The organism is Rhodobacteraceae bacterium Araon29 (genome assembly GCA_039640505.1).
Classification (GTDB): domain Bacteria; phylum Pseudomonadota; class Alphaproteobacteria; order Rhodobacterales; family Rhodobacteraceae; genus CABZJG01.
Window position 1 is genome coordinate 2,767,325 of the sequence record CP046865.1, and the last position, 17,981, is coordinate 2,785,305.

The window sequence follows — 17,981 nt, forward strand, 5'->3', positions numbered from 1 at the left end:
TTCTCCCTGAAGTGTGGTTCAAATAATAAACCGTTGTATTACAAAAAAGGTTGCCTTGTTAATTATCTTATGTCAAACTTTTTTTATTCCTGCCAACGAGAAAGGATCTGAATGTCTTCTGCCGTCAAAGCATTGATGCTTCTTTCACATTTCTCTGCCACTAGGCCAGAGATTGGGCTGTCGCAGTTGTGTCGCATCGCTGGGCGGGACAAGTCGACGACTTACAGATACCTCCAGGCCCTTGAAACTGCTGGATTTGTTGAACAGAATTCAACGACGAAGCAATATCGGCTTGGCCCTGCTTTATTGCAACTAGCGCAGGTCCGTGAAGAAACAGTTCCGCGAAAAGATGGAGCAAAATCCGCCTTGTCAATTCTCGCGGGCGCCACCGGCGAAACAGCACATGTGACGGTCTTGTCAGGCAAAACGTTGTACGGATTGTGTCACTGTGAATCACCCAAAAATGGCATCCGAGCGGTCATTGACTTAAATATATTTCCACTACATGCGACGGCATCAGGTTTGTGCGCATTGGCTTTTGGGCCCACCGAATTGTTCGAGGTGGCTGCTGCATCCTTAGAAAAATTCACCGAACATACACCAATCGACGAGGATAGTCTTACATCCAATGTGAATACTGTCCGCGCCAACGGTTTTGGCTACGCCAATCAAAGCTATGAAGCTGAAATCCAGGGCGTGTCCGCTCCTTTGTTTGACCACCACGGTCTTGCCGGCACCGTTGCGGTAGCCTGCGTAGCGTCACGGTTTTCACGTGACATTGAAGAGAAAATAAAATCAGAATTGGTCATCGCCGCACGCGACATAACCCGCAATTGGGGTGGAAAAATTCCCTCCCAAATTGAGGATTCATGGGCCCGTACACTCTCATTTTCGAGCGAATTGGAACAAACATTATGAAAGACTCAAACTTTCTGAAAGAAAACAATGGCCGCTTGATGTGGCATCCGATGACATCTCCCCAAGATAGCACCGACAACCCACCCAAGATTATCACTTGCAGCGACGGCGTTTCCATCACTGACATTGACGGGCACCGTGTAGTCGATGGCGTCGGTGGTCTTTGGAACGTGAACCTTGGCTATTCCTGCCAACCAGTAAAGGATGCAATCTCAAAGCAGCTGGACATGCTGCCTTATTATTCGACTTTCCGCGGCACAACCAATGATGTTTCCATCGAACTGTCTTTTGAGCTCAGCGAATTCTTCGCGCCTGATGGCCTCAGCCGCGCGTTCTTTACCTCTGGCGGGTCAGACAGCGTCGAGACATCCCTTCGCCTCGCAAGACAATATCACAAATTGCGCGGTGAAGCGGGGCGCACCAAATTTTTGAGCCTTAAAAAAGGGTATCATGGCACCCACATCGGAAGCGCATCCGTCAACGGAAACGCGAACTTTCGCAATGCCTACGAACCCCTGCTGCCCGGCTGCTTCCATATTCCCGCACCTTATACTTACCGCAATCCTTTTAACGAAACGGATCCAGAAAAATTGGCGCAGCTTTGCCTGCAGGCGCTTGAAGACGAGATCGCATTTCAAGGTGCTAACACGATCGCAGCGATGATCATGGAGCCTATTCTTGGCGCAGGAGGTGTAATTCCGCCCCACCATAGCTTTGCTCCAGCTGTGCAGGAAATCTGTAACCGCAATGGCATTCTACTTATTACCGATGAAGTCATCACCGCCTATGGTCGCACTGGCGCATGGTCTGGTGCGCGTCTTTGGGGAATTCAACCTGACATGATGGCGACCGCCAAAGCCATTACTAACGGCTACTTCCCTTTTGGTGCAGTCATGCTAGGGGAACGGATGATCGATGTGTTCGAAGGTAACCCTGACGCCAAAATCGGCCACGGCTACACCTATTCTGGGCACCCGGTAGGTGCTGCGGCTGCACTCGCTTGTCTGGCAGAAACCAAAAGGCTGAACGTGATCGAAAACGCCGCCGCACGTGGCACCCAGATTTATGACGGATGCATGGAACTGATGAAGAAATACAACGTGATCGGTGATGTACGTGGCGGACACGGCCTGATGACTGCGATGGAAATGGTCAGCGACCGCACGACCAAGAAACCGATTGATGGGGGCACTGCACAGACAGTGCAGGAGGTCGCCTATCAGAATGGCGCAATGGTCCGCGTCTCAGGCCCGAACCTAATTCTTTCGCCGCCTTTGGTGCTATCCGAAGCTGACGCCATCACCATACTAACTGCGCTCGATGCTGGTTTTGCTGCTATTTGAAAGGCCCCACTATGACCAATGATTATGTAACCCTGTTGGGCACCAAAGGCGGCCCTGCTGTCCGCACCGGCTCTTCTTTGCCCACTTCGAACCTTATTGTTCTAAATGGACAACTCATGGTTTTTGATTGCGCGCTTGGGGTAACAAAAGGATTGATTGATCAGGGAATTCAGTTGCGTAATCTCTCCTTGATCTTCATCTCGCATCTGCATTCAGACCATTACCTCGAACTCGGGCCTTTGCTTCACACCGCATGGACTGCAGGCCTAAAGACCAAAGTAGACATCTATGGCCCTGCTGGCATTGACGACTATTGGGTTGGGTTCCTTGCTTCGATGAAGGCTGACATTGATCTTCGTATAGAAGACGAAGGTCGCCCAGATTTGCGAGACCTCGTAGAAATCCACGTGATCGACGCCGGCCACGTAATGGAGCGAGAAGGTGTCTCAGTTTCGGCTATTCGAACCGAACATCCACCTCTGATCGATACTTTTGCCCTATCATTTAAGACAAACCAGACGCATGTTGTCTTCTCCGGTGACACAGCTCGGCTAGAAGCTCTTGAAGATTTTGCGCGCGGTGCGGATCTCTTGATACACGAAGCAATGCTGGAGTCCGCATTACCCGCTTTGATGGCGCGCATCGGGAACGGGTCAGAAAAACTGATGGAACACTGGCTGCGTTCGCATACATTTGCCCACGACGCGGCCATTACAGCGGCCAATGCAGGTGCAAAGCGGTTGGCGTTGTCCCATCTCATCCCGTCTGACGATCCAGGCTATGGGCCAAAAGACTGGGAAGAAGCCTGCGCTGGCCACTATGAGGGTGAGCTGATCATTGGCCAAGACGGCATAAAGATCGATCTATGACTCGACCGGTCAAAGAATTGCTCGCTGATCGAATTCGACTTTTAGGGCCGAACATCTCGACTTTTTATGACGATCCGGTCCATTTTGTAAAAGCCGAGGGCGTTTGGCTTTGGGACGCGGACGGGCACAAGTATCTGGACTGCTATAACAACGTCCCCCATGTCGGACATTGCAATCCGCGGGTAGTGGATGCGATCTGCCATCAAGCCAGAACGCTAAACACACACACGCGCTATCTGCACGAAGGCATCCTATCCTATATTGAACGCCTCACTAAAACGATGGACGCGAACCTTGATACAGTAATCCTGACTTGCACGGGATCTGAGGCAAACGACATCGCCCTGCGGATGGCCGAGACGATGACAGGCAAGCGCGGCATCATCGCGACGGACGCCACCTACCATGGCAACACGTCACTTGTCAGCCAACTCAGCAAATCTAATGTCCCTACCGTGGGTTTTGGCCTTGGTCAGTATTTCCGTTTTGTGGAGGCGCCAGACAGCTACCGTCACCCAGATCCCGATGGAACAATCTTTGCTGCAAAAGTGGCCGACCAGATTACCGGGCTAGAGGAGGACGGCACCGGCTTTGCCTGCCTAGTTGTTTGTCCTTACTTTCTAAACGAAGGGTTTCCTGACCATCCAGATGGTTGGCTCAAATCAGTGGCCGAGGTAGTGCGCAAAGCAGGCGGCCTGTTAATTTGTGACGAAGTCCAATCGGGGTTTGGTCGCACCGGCACCCATATGTGGGCCCATGAAAAGATGGGCGTAGTGCCCGATGTAGTGGTGCTTGGCAAACCTATGGCTAACGGTCATCCCGTAGGTGGCGTCGTCGCGAATGGCGATGTTGTGACCGCCTTTCGCAAAGGCTACCGATATTTCAACACTTTCGGTGGCAACCCCGTATCTTGTGCGGCTGCAATGGCTGTATTGCATGAAATCGACGACAAAGGTCTTGTCGCCAATGCCTGTTCTGTCGGTGAGTACGCCCGTGAGCGAATGGATGACCTCGCTGCGCGCCATGAAGTAATCGGTGATGTACGCGGTTCTGGCCTGATATTCGGTGCCGAGATGGTTAAAGATCGCGCTACCAAAGTGCCCGCATCCGAGTTCACCGACCGTGTCATCAACGCCCTGCGGCACCGCGGGATTATCTTGTCCAAACTGGGCCGTTACAAGAATACCCTGAAAATTCGCCCTCCAATGCCATTTTCGAAAGAGAACGCGGAATTGCTCTTCGATACGCTCGAAACTGTTCTGTCTGAAACCCGGTTAAACCCATGAACACGGCCGAGAAAGCTCTTACGTTTTGGGGGCTTGATGGAGCAACTGTCATCCTAGTAGCGGCACGTGAGAACACGGTATTCTGCGTCAATAATGACCAGCACTGTTATGCATTGCGATTGCACAGGAAAGGCTATCGAACCAACAGAGAATTGCTAGCTGAACTAGATTGGATGGCCATGCTGGATCGCGCGGGACTGTCGGTGCCCGCCCCAATCGCGAGCCTTGACGGGTCACACCTCCAGATAGTTGATGAAGTGCAGGTCGATGTGCTGACATGGCTACACGGCGAGACCCTGGATGCGGCCTTGCCAAACATGGACCAAACGACCCGCAAGACTTTGTTCCGACAGATTGGTTATGACATGGCCCGCATGCATAATGCGATTGATGCTTGGCCTCAATCCGTCCATTGCGACCGCCCAGCTTGGAATTCTGAAGGGTTGTTGGGAGATGCGCCGCTTTGGGATCGGTTCTGGGAGAATGCCGCCCTTTCTACTGAGCAAAAAACACAGTTTGTGGCATTTCGCGAATACGCGGTATCCAAACTCACCACCATCGCGCCAAAGCTCGACTACGGTTTGATCCACGCTGACCTGGTGCCCGCGAATATTATGGTCTCAACCGATACACTGCACTTTATCGATTTTGACGATGGGGGATTTGGATTTCGGTTATTCGAGGTTGCTACCGCGCTCCTCAAGCACAACGCAGCATCCGACTATAATGCGCTAAGCGAAGCCTTGATTGATGGCTATACATCGTTGCGCCCACTGGACGTGACACATTTACCACTTTTTCTTGCATTAAGAGCGGCGACTTATGTCGGCTGGAACATTTCCCGCTCCGCAGAAGACCCGACCGGCAAGCGGAATACCCGTTTTGTCGTCCAAACTGAAGACTTGATCAGAGATTATATGGCAACGCTCTGATGGCTGGTTAACACACCAAGGCAACTTGAGACATCTTGTGCCCAGCTTAGCTGAGTGCGTGAATGGAACCTTTGGAAGAAGTCTTTGAAGGAAACTAACGGGCTTCCGCTTTTGATAAGCGTTAGGTCAGGCTATCGACTAGTCAAACAGCAGTTAAGGGCCAAAAGCAGCAATTTAAATAAAGTCAAAGCCCTCAGCCGCTTCTGCCACAGCCTTTACATTCGGTAGGTAGCGCCATTGCCATTTTCATACAAGTGCGCCATCAAATCCACTCAGCCTCCCCTTAGAACCCGGCATGAACCCCGCGCACTACAGTTCCTGCCTCTAGCGCCACAAGCCATCCATGCTTTTCAAGAATCCCCAGCGCAACACGTTTGGCCCAAACTGCAACAAGTCGCACACGAGCACTTATGGTTCGGCCCAATGTCTTAGATAGCATCGGTTGATCACTGTTAGATTCTGTTTGTACTCAGTTAAAGCATTCCAAGTAGGCGTCTCTGATGGAGGCTTTTTTCATGCCATTCCAATTCCTCCTTAAGAAATTTTTACCAAATTCGTGGTGCTAATTTAGGGGGAAAGGTCAGTGACCATCGTTGTGTCTACTAAGCTAAGCGATCTGACATCGGACTTTCATCCATTTGTGCAATTAAGTGGTGGGTCAACCGTTCGGACATGTGAGCGCGAATTTTCTTATGGGCCTCATCATCCCATAAGTTGTGGGTTTCATAGGGGTCGTTCTTCAGATCATATAATTCCCCCCAAGGCTGATCGCGGTAAACGGAATACCGCCAGCGATCGGTCACCAATGATCGCACCCTTGCAGGGGCCTCAAATCCAAGGCGATTTCCACCATCATTATATTCAATCAGCGCTTCTTTACGTGGTCCGTCTTCACCTTTTGTAGCAGGCAGAAAACTCAAGCCCTGATTACCGTTAAAGGGCTCAATACCCGCGCGTTCAAGGATCGTACTGGCCAAATCCACTGTTGAGCACAGCGCGTCGCTTGCAGATGGTGTACGACGGTCAGGATCGGACCATATAAACGGCACACGGGTTATGCTCCGAAACTGCAACGCGCCTTTCAGTAGCATATTGTAGTCTCCCAGATAATCACCATGGTCTGAATTATAGCAGATGACCGTATCGTTCATCATGCCGCTTTGTTCAAGCGCTGTCACGATGTCTCCGACAGCGTCGTCCACAAATGCCATCATGCCTGCGGTCAGGGCCATGGCTTCTTTCAATTGTTGGTCGGTCAGAATCATCGCTGTTTGTGCGGTCACTTGCGCGACACCCGACTTCCAGTTTTCATAAAGCCAACGCATGGGCTTGGTTGGGTTCTGGTGTGCATCGAAGGGAAGCGAAACGTCAAAGTCCTCAGGGCTGTACATATCCCAGTACTTTCCAGGCGGATTAAACGGATGATGGGGATCGGGAAAGCTGATAAAGGCAAAAAACGGAGCATCTTCGTCTTCTTGAGATTGGATATAATCAATTGTTCGATCCCGAACATACGCCGTTGGGTATAGATCCTCAGGAATGGGTGTTCTGTAAGCTTGTGGGCAAGAATAGTTATGCGGCAGCTCATTAATAGGATCGTGGAGCGCTTGCCAATTAGGCGCGTTTTTCCGAAACCACTGTTGATAGTGCCCGCCGCAGCGATCGCCGTGACTGGTCACCATATCTACATGTTTATACCCGTAGTAGGGCGTTCTTATTTCGTAGGCGTCTTCGCCTTGATAGTTGCTAGGTGCTTCTTGGTACTGCGTTGGCAGCTCTTTTTTCCAAGCTTCAGTCGTCGAGGTGGAGGTTCCAATGTTTCGAGCCATTGGTTGCAAATCTGTAAAAGGTTGCAGATGGCTCTTGCCAATTGTAGCGGTGTTGTATCCGTTGTCTGCAAGCAAGTCGACGAATGTTGTCGCATTTTCAGGCAGGGTGCAGCCATTGTAACGGAGCCCATGTAAGCTGGGATAGCGACCAGTCAAAAGTGACGCCCTGTTGGGCATGCACACCGGAGACGCAGTATGGAAATTATCAAACCGTGTGCCTTGTGACGCGATTTTATCGATATTCGGGGTTTTTAAAATGGGGTGACCATAGCAACCCAGCCAATCGGCACGTTGTTGGTCGGTAATAATGAAAAGGAAATTCGGTTGTTTAGCCATCGTATATTACCACTTGGTTTGTGACTGGTTAGGCTCCATGCTGCCAGAAAGCTCAACATTCTTTAATCCGTCACTATTCTGGTCGCATCCATCGCACGCTTAGATGGTGCAGTGCAAGGATCACAATGGCGAAAGCAATGCCAGCGAAGTGGACCATTTCTGGTTTCACCAAAATGGCAGCAGCCGTAGCAAGACGTATTACGATCCAAATGAAGGGCAACGGCTTTGCATCATGCCCCGCTAAAGCGCTTGCAACGAGGTAAAGTGCCAAAATAAGTCGAGCAAGGAGCCACATCAAGGTGCCAATTTGAATACCGTTTTCATATCCTGGTAGCCGCGCCCCTGACGAACTCGATGGATCGATAAGCGCCTGATCAACCAGCAGAAGTTCTGGATAGAACGCGAATACAAACGGGATTGCAAACATGACGATACCGGATCGCACAGCACTGAAACCGGTCGCCATCGGCTCAGCTTTGGTGATGGTTGACGCCGCAAAGGCAGCAAGAGCAACCGGCGGTGTAATCGCTGACGCAATCGCGAAATAGAAGATGAACATATGAGCGGTGAAATTCGCGATACCAAGGCCGATCAACATCGGTCCCATAAGTAGGGCGACGTTGATGTAGGCGGGAACCGCAGGCATGCCCATACCCAAAAGCACAGCCAGCAACATGGTGATCATTAGCGCGACAAGTTGGAAAATCGCTGAACCACCGCCATCGAAATCAAGGGCTTGCAAAAACTGCAAAACATCGATTGCGACAAACTTTGCAACCCCGGTGAAATTCAAACAAACGTCGATCACTGTGACCGCTAGCAACATGAGATAGAGCGTTGAAACGACGATGCCCGCCTCGGCCAAAGCATCCGCAAGCTTACTCGGGCTTTTGCGAAATTCCTTGTCCAAAAACAAAAGAACCGCGACAAAGAGTGCCGCCCACCAACCCGTGGCACCGGCATCCCCCGCAGCATTCTGAAAAACCTGTAAAACCCACGGTAGCGATACAACCTTACAGCCACTGTCTGTTGCCAGTACTTCTGCGCCAAAAATCCAGCCCAATGCACCGCAACCGACCAGATCTTTGGGCGTTAATAGAAAGATTAAGATAAGCAGGATCGGCAGGAATATTTGACACAGGTGAAGGATATCTTTGCCGGAAATATGCATGTCGTCTGTTAGATCACCAAACGCTTCAATCCCTTGCTTGCGTGCCTGAAAGCTAGCACTGAGGAACAGACATAAGAAGTAAGCGATTGCAGGCAATGTGGCGGCGATAATGACGTCGCGGTAAGGTACGCCGGTCATCGCCGCCAGGACAAATGCAGCGACCCCCATGACGGGTGGCATGATCGATCCACCCGAGGACGCAGCGGCTTCCATACCTCCTGCAAAAACTTTTGAAAAGCCGCGTTTGACCATCATCGGAATTGTTAGCACACCAGTTGATAAAACGTTAACTACCGGGCCACCTGAAATGGTTCCAAACATCGCTGAGCTGACGATTGCTGCATGTGCAGGACCGCCGCGAAGTTTGCGGGTCCATCTGAAAGCTAGCTTGATGAGTGTTTTGCCACCCGCCGATTTGCCAAAGAGCGCGCCAAGGATGATGTAAGGAAAAACCATATTCATGATAACGTTCATGAAGCGGCCTAAAATTCCCGACGCGGTGTTCACCAGCGCATCATGCACGTTGGGTACACCGTCGATAAACTGACGCGGCTCACCGCCCATTTTGGTCATAAAATATTTATTAATGTCGTCTGGGCCATGGAAGTACCAAACAAAAACTGTGCCAATAGTATAAGCGGCAACGCCGATCGCGACTAATACCAACGGCAGACCCCAGACTTTGATGTTGTAGCCAAGAAAAACAACGATCGATAGGCCCATTATCAGCACCAGCCACACACCTGTTGTTGAAACACATTTGGGATCTTCGACAGTGTCGGGCGCTGGCAGGCCCATCGTTTCGGCTAATGCAATTTCAGCCTTTAGCGTTTCGGCCATAATACGGGCACGCTCACCGTTCAGACTGTCAATCAGACAAACGCTGTCGATCTCAATCAAATAGGTCAGAGAAATCACGGCTGCTGATATAATGAGTGCCGAGTCCATAAAAGCGCCCAACCAAGCGTAGGAGCGTCCTTGCCATGCCCGCCAAATCGAATGATTCAGCGCGACTAAGAGCATCATGATAAAAAAGATAAGCGGGTAGAACCATTCGGTTGCAAACGCGCGCGTTTTGAGTTTCTCAATTCCTGTTATTTTTTGCCACATCGCATCCCAACCAGGGATAACGGGCGTGCTGTTGACGATGCCTATAACAATAAAAACCAACGCAAGGATGTAAACCATCCTGTTTGGAAAAATCGATGTTGCTGCTTGTTTTTCGCCTTCGTCAGCCAATACTCACCTCTCGGATATCTGGGACCAGGCACCAGCGATTTCGCCGGAACCCAGATTAATTAAAGAAAGTGCGTTCGATTATTCGGCGACAGCGCAGTCATCGATCTCATATCCAGCATCGCGCCATGCGCGCGCGGCGGCTGGGTGATACTGAACTGGGTTTGCACCACACATGCCAAGCATTGGGTTGTCAAAGTTCACTGTATTTCCGTACGGAGCTTTGGCTTTCAAATCGTTGAGCGTAGCGACATAGGCAGAAACCAGTTTGTAAACCAGATCATTGTCCATGTCTTTGTGCACAACGTTTCCACCGATTGTAGCAAAAGCTCGGAAAGTTTCGTCTTCTGACACGACGGTCCACCCGTCACCCAACGCATCTTCAATGTCGGCGGCTACGGCTGTGAATGGCGCACTACCTGGTGCAGCCATATACTTTTGCATCGCATCGCTTTCATATGCTTCCTTGGGCATGGACCAAGCCGTCATGTTCCCAGCCGCTGTGACTGCAGTCATCCGGCTGCTAGGAAATAGCTCGGGCAACACAACCGCATCAGGCTCACCGCTTGTGACCAAAGCTGTGCCTTGCCCCCAATTGGTTTGCAAGCCTTCATAGCCTTCGCCGTCTTTCAAGCCTGCTACGATTTGGATCATGCTACGAGCGTTTGTGAGCGCACCACCACGCGGCGGGCCGTTGTAGATTTTTCGGTCCTCCAGATCGTCCCATCCACCGACGCCTTTTGCATCGTAGGCGTAAAGCAGGAAGACACCCAAAGTGAACGGGTTGATTGCGCGCAGATTGCTTGCAAGTTCTGCGCCTTTTTCTGCTCCAAGAGAGCCATATGGTCCAGCGCCACGGCTCATAAGGAAAGGTAAAATATGCGGCGTTCCGGCGATGTCAGTTTTGCCTTCGGCCACATTCTGAATCGAGTTTGTGAGCGTCTGACCTTCAGCAAGCTGAATGTTTGCGATACCCTGTGTACCGGCAATCTCGGTTAAGTGTGCAGGTGACAAGTGTGTTGCACCACCCGGACTTGCCGTTTCCGCAGTAAGGTTTACTTCCGCAATCACTCCCGTTGCAAAGATTGATGCGACAGCTGCAACTGTCATAGGTTTTGTTAGTTTCATCATTTTCTCCCTGAGTTTACAAACTATTAACGTTAGAAATTTGAATTCTCATATGCTGATTCCGCGTTATGATGACGACTTCACTTTGCTCCAACTGAGACTTTTTCGTCCTCCGATAGTTTAGATTGTCGATGGCTTGAAGTTTTGGCCAGTGGTTGTTCTGTCGCTTTATTGAGCAGATCCATAAGGCGCTTAAGTTCAGCGAAATCAACGGGATCCAGTTGGTCGGTAATATTCTTAACTGCCATTCTTGCACTCGGCCAAATGCGCTCAAAAACCTCAACACCTTTTGGTGTTAATGAGATAAGTTTTCGCCGTCTGTTTTCGGGATCTTCGCGTCTCGAGACTAAACCTTTGGCTTCGAGCGTCGATGCGGCCCGGCTTCCATGAGCCGGATCGATCGAGGTCGAACGCGTGATGAACGCAAGATGACAACTGCCAAACCTTGCAACTGAAAACAACAATTGCCATTCGAGAATTTGAAGATCTTCATTTTGCAAAACGTCGATGGTCACCATCCGGCGAACCCTACTTGTAAACACGCGGGCGCGAAGGATCAAAAAGTCATCTATTTGACTTTGTGGGATTAACGCGTCGTGCAAAAGCAATTCCTCCGGTTTTTTAGAAACTTACTGTAGGACAGAAAAAAATACTTGGCAAGCGCAATATATGGCATATGCTATATAAATATGAAATCGCTGCCATCAGATAACTTATAGCCAACGGGAAAGCTGTCGGCATTTGAAGAACGAAGGATCTATCCAAATCGAAAAGGTGTTGGAATTTGACTATGTGATCGTGGGTGGCGGAGCCGCCTGTAGTGTGTTTGCGGCACGTCGCGCAAAGGATAGCGACCGCTCCGTTGCCCTGTTGGAGCGGGGCCGCGCCGACGATTTTATGTTGGAAGATAATTAGACAATGACAGACTTAATTGAGAAAAGTTAATATAAAAGGCCTGCCCATCACATGATCGTTGCAATTGTATTTGCCATTCTTTCTTCCATATTGTTTGCACTCGCTTCAATGATTACAAAATACGCACTTGCACATTTGGATGAATTAACCGGTGCGTTCATTTCTGTTTTGACGATGGCCGTATTTTTCTGGTGCGTGGCAATTTGGAATTTGGAATGGGATTTCTGGTATTCCAAAGCGACTTTATACTTTGTGATTTCTGGGTTCTTTCTACCGGCTTTGGGACAGCGATTTCAGATTTTGGCCGTTAAACATGTTGGCCCCGCGCTAACCTCTGCGATCGGTGCATTTCTCCCCTTATTCGCGATCTTGCCTGCCATATTATATTTGGGTGAAACTGTAACGCTGTTTCAATTTGCGGGGATTACGCTGCTTGTTGGTGGGTTGATTTTGGCGGCAGTTGGTCGCGGGATTAGCTGGCGAAAGAGAGCATTCTATCTTTTACTCCTTCCATTATGCGCGGCCATTGTCAGGGCAATCACCCAACCAATTTCGAAAATAGGCTACAACATTCTCGCCGAGCCAATGTTTGCGATGATGGTAATGACAACAGTGTCGTCCCTTACCGTTGGCGTGATGCTTCTTGTTCAAGGGTCACCAAGACGGGCTCTTTCTTTCACCCGAGGGCACTGGTTGTTTGCGTTGGTTGGAGCGGTGACAGGCAGCGGCATCTTGGCGATACAGGTGTCTTTGGTTGCAGGCTCAGTGACGTTAGCGGCGTCTTTATCATCTGTGGCTCCAGTTTTTTCGATCTTGCTTGGCGCGTATATTTTTAAGAACGAGCGGATCTTTTGGTGGCACGGCGTTGTTGCCGTTATGGTTTGTTTGGGGGCAGTTTTTATTGTGGCAGGTAAGTCAGCTATATGAATGTTGGAAGACGTGGCGAGTTGCGATGTGCAGAAATCTGAAGAGGTGAACCGATGACACGGCCAAATATCCTTTTATTTATGTCAGACAATCAGCCAGCTAATTTGCTCGGTTGCTATGGGAATGACGAGGTTATGACCCCGCATCTAGACAATTTATCAAAACGTGGAATGCGATTTGATAATGCTTATTGCGTGAACGCGATGTGCTCACCTTGCCGAGCTTCGGTCCTGACGGGCTTGATGCCCAGTCAACATGGCATTCACAACTGGCTGGATGACCGCCAGATGAGCAAATGGCCAGATAATTGGTCCTCTATTGGCGAATTTACGAACCTGCCTACGATCATCAAACTGGCTGGTTACAACACCGCTATGATCGGAAAATACCACCTTGGCGTACCCTTCCAACCGCAACTGGCTTTTGATCACTGGGTGACGTTTCCGCATGGCCATACAACAAGTTTTTACAACAATGACGTGATTGACTGCGAAAAGACATACAATTTCACCGGCCACACCGTTGATTTCTTTACCGACAAAACGATCGAGTATCTGGAGCAACAAGCGGGCGAAGAAGATCCGTTCTTCGCTTTCGTTCCATTTAATGGGCCTTACGGCCATTGGCCGGCAATAAAGGGTCGACCTGATTTCGAATTTGCTGATCTCTATGACACGGCTGACATGCACTCAATTCCAAGGGAGGGGTTGTCAAGTGAGGTGCTAGACCGCTTTGGCTTGCGTGTTGCTGAGGGAGGGCTGCGGGAGCAATTTAAAGGGCCATTGTTATTGCCGAACAATGTGGTGTCTTTGCGAAATTACTTTGCACAAGTTAGTCTGATCGATAGCGGGGTCGGAAAAATCCTATCCACCCTCGAGCGGTTGAACATGGATGAAAATACGATCGTCATTTATACGTCGGATCACGGATTTTCCTTGGGCCATAATGGGATTTGGGGGCATGGGGCGGCTGCATTTCCATCTAGCGCGCACAAACCCTCATACAATATTCCTCTCATCGTCGCTGGCGAGGGCGTGGCAGAAAATGCCGTAAATGACGGCTTTGTTAGTCAAATCGATCTGTTCCCAACTTTGGCATCACTCGTTGGGGCAAAGGAAGTCCAGCCAAGTCTGCCTAGCAGCGCGTTGGACTTAGGTCCGGCACTAAGGCAAGAAGGCGGTTGTCTTCGCGATGCTGTTTTTTATGAGCAGGAAGAAACCCGTGCAATTCGTACCCAAGATTGGGTCTACGCGATGCGGTTTCAAGGTGCGCCAAACCACCCAATCAAAAATGCACTTTATCATTTAAAAGATGATCCTAATGAAAAGACAAACCTTAGCGGGCTTGGCGAGTTCGCCAACGTTGAAGCTGGGCTTGCAGCCCAGATATCGACTTATTTTAGCGCATACTCAAACTCAAAATACGACTTGTGGAATGGTGGTACTGCTAAATCAAATGTGACGTTTCAAGCGCTGTGGCAAGACGCTTGGGGTAACGATTGGCGGCCAGAGCACTCGACGTAACACTTAAATAGCTCCCCCTTCAATCAGCACTAATTCTGGCTAGGCAACAAAGTGAGAGAGGATTTTAAATTGGGCCACGCGGACAAAATATACAAAGGTGGCAACATCCTTACGATGGATGCGAACATGCTCCATGCCGAAGCGATTGCTATTAAAGATGGTCGTATCCTTGCCATTGGCTCGGATCAAGAGGTTTTGAACCTTGTTGGCCCTGGGACCAAAACGACGAATTTATATGGTCGATTTGTGATGCCGGGCCTAGTTGAAAGCCACACGCACGCTCTTTGGGGGGCATGCCGCGATCTTTTCGATGTCTATGTCGGTTACAATGCTACGTTTGAAATGCTGACCGACGCGGTGCGGACCCGAGTAAAGCAGCTTGCACCGGGCGACTTTATCTACGGCGGACCATGGCGGTTGGATATGCGCGACGCTATGGGCAATGACCCAAAGGCAGTATTGGATAATATTTCCACAACTCACCCAATAATTTTGGCTGACACCAGTCAGCATATAATTTGGTGCAATTCAAAAGCGCTTGATGCGGCAGGCTTGGTGCCCGGCGTAGCGGACATCCCCGGTGGGGTGATTGAGCGTACCAGCAATGGGGCACCAAATGGTATCCTTGCTGAATCTGCAGGGGCGCCTGTACGTGCCTTGATGACGCGTAGTGAAAGACAATTGGCTGAAGCTGCACGTGAATTTACCCGTTACTTCAACAGTTTGGGCATTACCGCGTTCAAGGAACCCATGGCATACGAGCAGGACCTCCAAGCTTATCTTGCGGCGGACCAAAGAGGAGAACTGAGCTTGCATATGGCGGCTCACATTGTGCGCCAAAGCCTGATGGCGGTAGAACCGACACCGTATGAGGTAATGGACCGACTTCGCCGGGAATACGCAAGCACAAACATTAGAACAAATTTCGCCAAGCTCTTTCTTGACGGTGTTGCACCCGGGCATACGGCGTCCTTCTCTGAGCCATATCTTGCCTCCAGCGGGTATGATGTGGACGCCCACGATCCAGATGCAACGCTGTTGATGGCTCCCGAACTGCTGAACGAAACGGTGATTGAGCTAGATCGTCGCGGCTATGTCACCAAAATGCACGCTGTCGGTGACAATGCCATTCGCAAGGGCCTAGATGCGATCGAGGCCGCTCGAGACGCCAATGGCACCAGCGGTCTACGTCATGAAATTGCGCACTCGGCTTTTGTCTCTGATCAGGATCTTGGACGTTTCAAGCAACTGGGCGCCATTGCAGAAATGTCACCGAAGATGTGGTTCCCAAACGCGGCCACGCCCGCCCAAATAGCCGTTTTAGGAGAAGATCGACTGCAAAAAGCCCATCGCATCGGGGACTTGCTGGCCGCTGGAGCTGAGATGACATATGCCTCTGATTGGCCCGCTTCTGCGCCCGACGCCAATCCATGGGTTGGCCTTTCGGGCATGATAACTCGCAGTAATAGCAATCCGGATTTTTCCGGTGTTCTAGCGGAAAATCAAGCAATAAGTTTGGATGACGCCTTGCCATTGTTCACAATAAATGGTGCGCGGTCGCTTGGAATGGAAAACGAAACAGGCAGCTTATCGGCCGGTAAGTGGGCCGACTTAATCATGCTGGATAAACCCCTTACCGGAATGGATCCGATGGAAATCGGAAAAACCCAAGTCAAAAAAACGGTGTGGAAAGGGGATGTCGTTCACTCGCTTTAGGCGTAACGTTTTAGTGAACGTTGTCTGACGTCAGCGCCTAGCGGAAAGATTTAGGGGTTTAAACGAAGGGTTCTCTCAGACTAACTAGCCCAAACATCCAGTCATCCCTGCTCTTTCCACTGGACTTCCTTTGCTCCGCAAGCCTGTGTGTAGATGTGCCCGAATACTGTCGGGCTCTGCTCAGTACGAGATGATGTACGGAGTAGAGTATGAGACTTGATTTAGATGGTTTGGCGGGTGCCTTGCGAGAGGCGCTGATGTCTGAATGGCGAGAGGTGATCGGCCGGCCGCCTCCAAAGCATTTGAGCCGCCCCCTGATGGTGCAGATCCTCAGCCATACCTATCAGCTGGACACAGTGGGCGGATATAACAAGCGACTGGATGGTAGGCTCAAGAGCGCAGCGCGGCGCGATGTGGTTCGGCCTGCCTTTAAACCCGGAAGCCGCTTTGTGCGGGAGTATCATGGGATCACCCATGTGGTTGAGGTCAGTGATGACGGGCGCTTTGTGTGGAAGGATCAGAGCTTTAAGTCCCTCTCTCATTGGACCTGTCGCGGAATTGTGTCGCTCCTTTAACCGCATATTATGCACTAAAGGAGAATACACATGGGAAACAAACCAACAGCAGAATTTAGACAGGAAGTTGTGCGCGTAGCATTAACAAGTGGGCTTAGCCGTAAGCAGGTCGCATCGGACTTTGGGATTGGTTTTTCGACACTGAGCCGCTGGATCAAAGAAGAACGCGATACAGTTTCTACGCCTGAGCCACAAATTGATTTGATTCACGAAAACGAACGGCTGCGAAAAGAAGTCCGCATGCTTCGTGAGGAGAGGGAAATATTAAAAAAGGCAACACAGTTCTTCGCGAAGCAAAAACCGTGAGGTTTAAGTTTATCGAAGAACACCGTGGCACGCTTCCAATCAATCGTCTGTGTCATATTATGAATGTCAGTGCACGTGGTTACCGCGCCTATCGCACACGACCAATCAACCAAAGTCAGAGAACGGATATGGTTTTATTGGCTCATATTCGGGATCAATTCGCCCTAAGTCACAATAGTTATGGGCGCGTCAGAATGACCGAAGAGCTGAAAGAGTTAGGTCTGCAGGTCGGCCACCGCCGTGTAGGAAGATTGATGCGCCAGAACGCCATATCCGTTATCAGAACCCGTAAACATAAGGTCACAACGGATAGTAATCACAAGTTTAATATTGCGCCAAATCTGCTGGATCGTGATTTTACTACCGATAAGCCTAATCAAAAATGGGTGGTTGATATTAGCTATATATGGACACGTGAAGGATGGCTATACTTGGCTGCTGTACTTGATTTACATTCAAGGCGCATCATCGGTTGGTCGGTCAGTAATCGGATGAAGAAGGATCTGGCAATACGTGCGTTAGACATGGCGGTTGCTTTGCGGCGTCCTCCTAAGGATTGCATCCATCACAGTGATCGTGGAAGCCAATATTGCTCACATGAATACCAGGCTCGGCTTCGCAAACACGGATTTAAAATATCAATGTCAGGAAAGGGTAATTGCTATGACAATGCAGCAATGGAAACATTCTTCAAAACTATCAAGGCTGAACTGATATGGCGAAATACTTGGCACACACGCCGTGCTGCTGAACTGGCTATCTTCAAATATATCAATGGCGTTTATAACCCACGCCGCAGACATTCTGCATTAGGCTGGAAAAGCCCCTTGGCTTTCGAACGGATAGCCGCTTAAGTGAGAACTCGGAGCGGCACTAAAGCGGGACAGGTCCACTAAGCGTAAGGCACGAAAGAAGCAGCGTTAGAGAGACCCAGCCAACCATCCCCCACATCCCCAATAGGAAAGCACCAA

The 17,981-nt window shown here is 50.1% G+C and carries 16 protein-coding genes; 11 read left to right on the top strand and 5 right to left on the bottom strand.

What is annotated here, in order from left to right; genetic code table 11:
• The first annotated feature begins 111 nt into the window (after positions 1–111).
• From GN278_13295 to GN278_13315, 5 genes are read left to right on the top strand one after another with little or no spacing between them, the layout of a single operon-like run.
• Positions 112–918, top strand: coding sequence for a helix-turn-helix domain-containing protein (locus GN278_13295; protein ID XAT61642.1), 807 nt, complete (start codon positions 112–114; stop codon positions 916–918).
• Positions 915–2,261: an aminotransferase class III-fold pyridoxal phosphate-dependent enzyme gene (locus GN278_13300; protein ID XAT61643.1), complete on the top strand. Its 1,347-nt coding sequence runs from the start codon at positions 915–917 to the stop codon at positions 2,259–2,261. The genes GN278_13295 and GN278_13300 overlap by 4 nt, the downstream gene beginning before the upstream one ends.
• An 11-nt stretch (positions 2,262–2,272) precedes the next feature.
• On the top strand, positions 2,273–3,130 hold the full coding sequence (locus GN278_13305) for an MBL fold metallo-hydrolase (GenBank protein ID XAT61644.1): 858 nt from the start codon (positions 2,273–2,275) through the stop codon (positions 3,128–3,130).
• Complete coding sequence (locus tag GN278_13310; protein ID XAT61645.1) at positions 3,127–4,416, top strand: aminotransferase class III-fold pyridoxal phosphate-dependent enzyme; 1,290 nt, start codon at positions 3,127–3,129, stop codon at positions 4,414–4,416. The genes GN278_13305 and GN278_13310 overlap by 4 nt, the downstream gene beginning before the upstream one ends.
• Positions 4,413–5,348 carry a phosphotransferase gene (locus GN278_13315; protein XAT61646.1) on the top strand — a complete coding sequence of 312 codons (936 nt, stop codon included), beginning with the start codon at positions 4,413–4,415 and terminating at the stop codon, positions 5,346–5,348. Before GN278_13310 ends, GN278_13315 begins: the two co-directional genes overlap by 4 nt.
• Positions 5,349–5,631: 283 nt before the next feature.
• Here GN278_13315 and GN278_13320 read toward each other — a convergent pair whose 3' ends face one another.
• From GN278_13320 to GN278_13340, 5 genes are all read right to left on the bottom strand, one after another.
• Positions 5,632–5,787 carry a hypothetical protein gene (locus GN278_13320; GenBank protein ID XAT61647.1) on the bottom strand — a complete coding sequence of 52 codons (156 nt, stop codon included), beginning with the start codon at positions 5,785–5,787 and terminating at the stop codon, positions 5,632–5,634.
• Positions 5,788–5,950: 163 nt separating this feature from the next.
• Positions 5,951–7,513 carry a sulfatase-like hydrolase/transferase gene (locus tag GN278_13325; protein XAT61648.1) on the bottom strand — a complete coding sequence of 521 codons (1,563 nt, stop codon included), beginning with the start codon at positions 7,511–7,513 and terminating at the stop codon, positions 5,951–5,953.
• Positions 7,514–7,586: 73 nt separating this feature from the next.
• Positions 7,587–9,872 (bottom strand): TRAP transporter fused permease subunit, encoded by a 2,286-nt coding sequence (locus GN278_13330; protein ID XAT62670.1) that lies wholly within the window; start codon positions 9,870–9,872, stop codon positions 7,587–7,589.
• A 129-nt stretch (positions 9,873–10,001) separates the two neighbouring features.
• Positions 10,002–11,030: a C4-dicarboxylate ABC transporter substrate-binding protein gene (locus tag GN278_13335; protein ID XAT62671.1), complete on the bottom strand. Its 1,029-nt coding sequence runs from the start codon at positions 11,028–11,030 to the stop codon at positions 10,002–10,004.
• A gap of 98 nt (positions 11,031–11,128) precedes the next feature.
• On the bottom strand, positions 11,129–11,566 hold the full coding sequence (locus GN278_13340) for a winged helix DNA-binding protein (protein ID XAT61649.1): 438 nt from the start codon (positions 11,564–11,566) through the stop codon (positions 11,129–11,131).
• 256 nt (positions 11,567–11,822) lie between these two features.
• On the opposite strand from GN278_13340, the gene GN278_13345 reads away from it, so the two are divergent.
• The 6 genes from GN278_13345 to GN278_13370 all read left to right on the top strand — a co-directional run bounded on the left by GN278_13345 (position 11,823) and on the right by GN278_13370 (position 17,864).
• Complete coding sequence (locus GN278_13345; protein XAT62672.1) at positions 11,823–11,963, top strand: hypothetical protein; 141 nt, start codon at positions 11,823–11,825, stop codon at positions 11,961–11,963.
• Between the two features lie 51 nt (positions 11,964–12,014).
• On the top strand, positions 12,015–12,890 hold the full coding sequence (locus GN278_13350) for an EamA family transporter (protein ID XAT61650.1): 876 nt from the start codon (positions 12,015–12,017) through the stop codon (positions 12,888–12,890).
• 53 nt (positions 12,891–12,943) lie between these two features.
• Positions 12,944–14,413: a sulfatase-like hydrolase/transferase gene (locus GN278_13355; protein XAT61651.1), complete on the top strand. Its 1,470-nt coding sequence runs from the start codon at positions 12,944–12,946 to the stop codon at positions 14,411–14,413.
• Positions 14,414–14,464: 51 nt separating this feature from the next.
• The gene (locus GN278_13360; protein XAT61652.1) at positions 14,465–16,129 is read left to right on the top strand and encodes an amidohydrolase family protein; all 1,665 of its coding nucleotides are present in this window, start codon (positions 14,465–14,467) and stop codon (positions 16,127–16,129) included.
• 209 nt (positions 16,130–16,338) lie between these two features.
• On the top strand, positions 16,339–16,704 hold the full coding sequence (locus tag GN278_13365; GenBank protein ID XAT61653.1) for a DUF2924 domain-containing protein: 366 nt from the start codon (positions 16,339–16,341) through the stop codon (positions 16,702–16,704).
• 30 nt (positions 16,705–16,734) lie between these two features.
• A protein-coding gene (locus tag GN278_13370) for an IS3 family transposase (GenBank protein XAT61654.1) occupies positions 16,735–17,864 on the top strand; the annotation gives its coding sequence in 2 pieces (ribosomal slippage) (positions 16,735–16,969 and positions 16,969–17,864; 1,131 coding nt in all).
• The last annotated feature ends 117 nt before the right edge of the window (positions 17,865–17,981 follow it).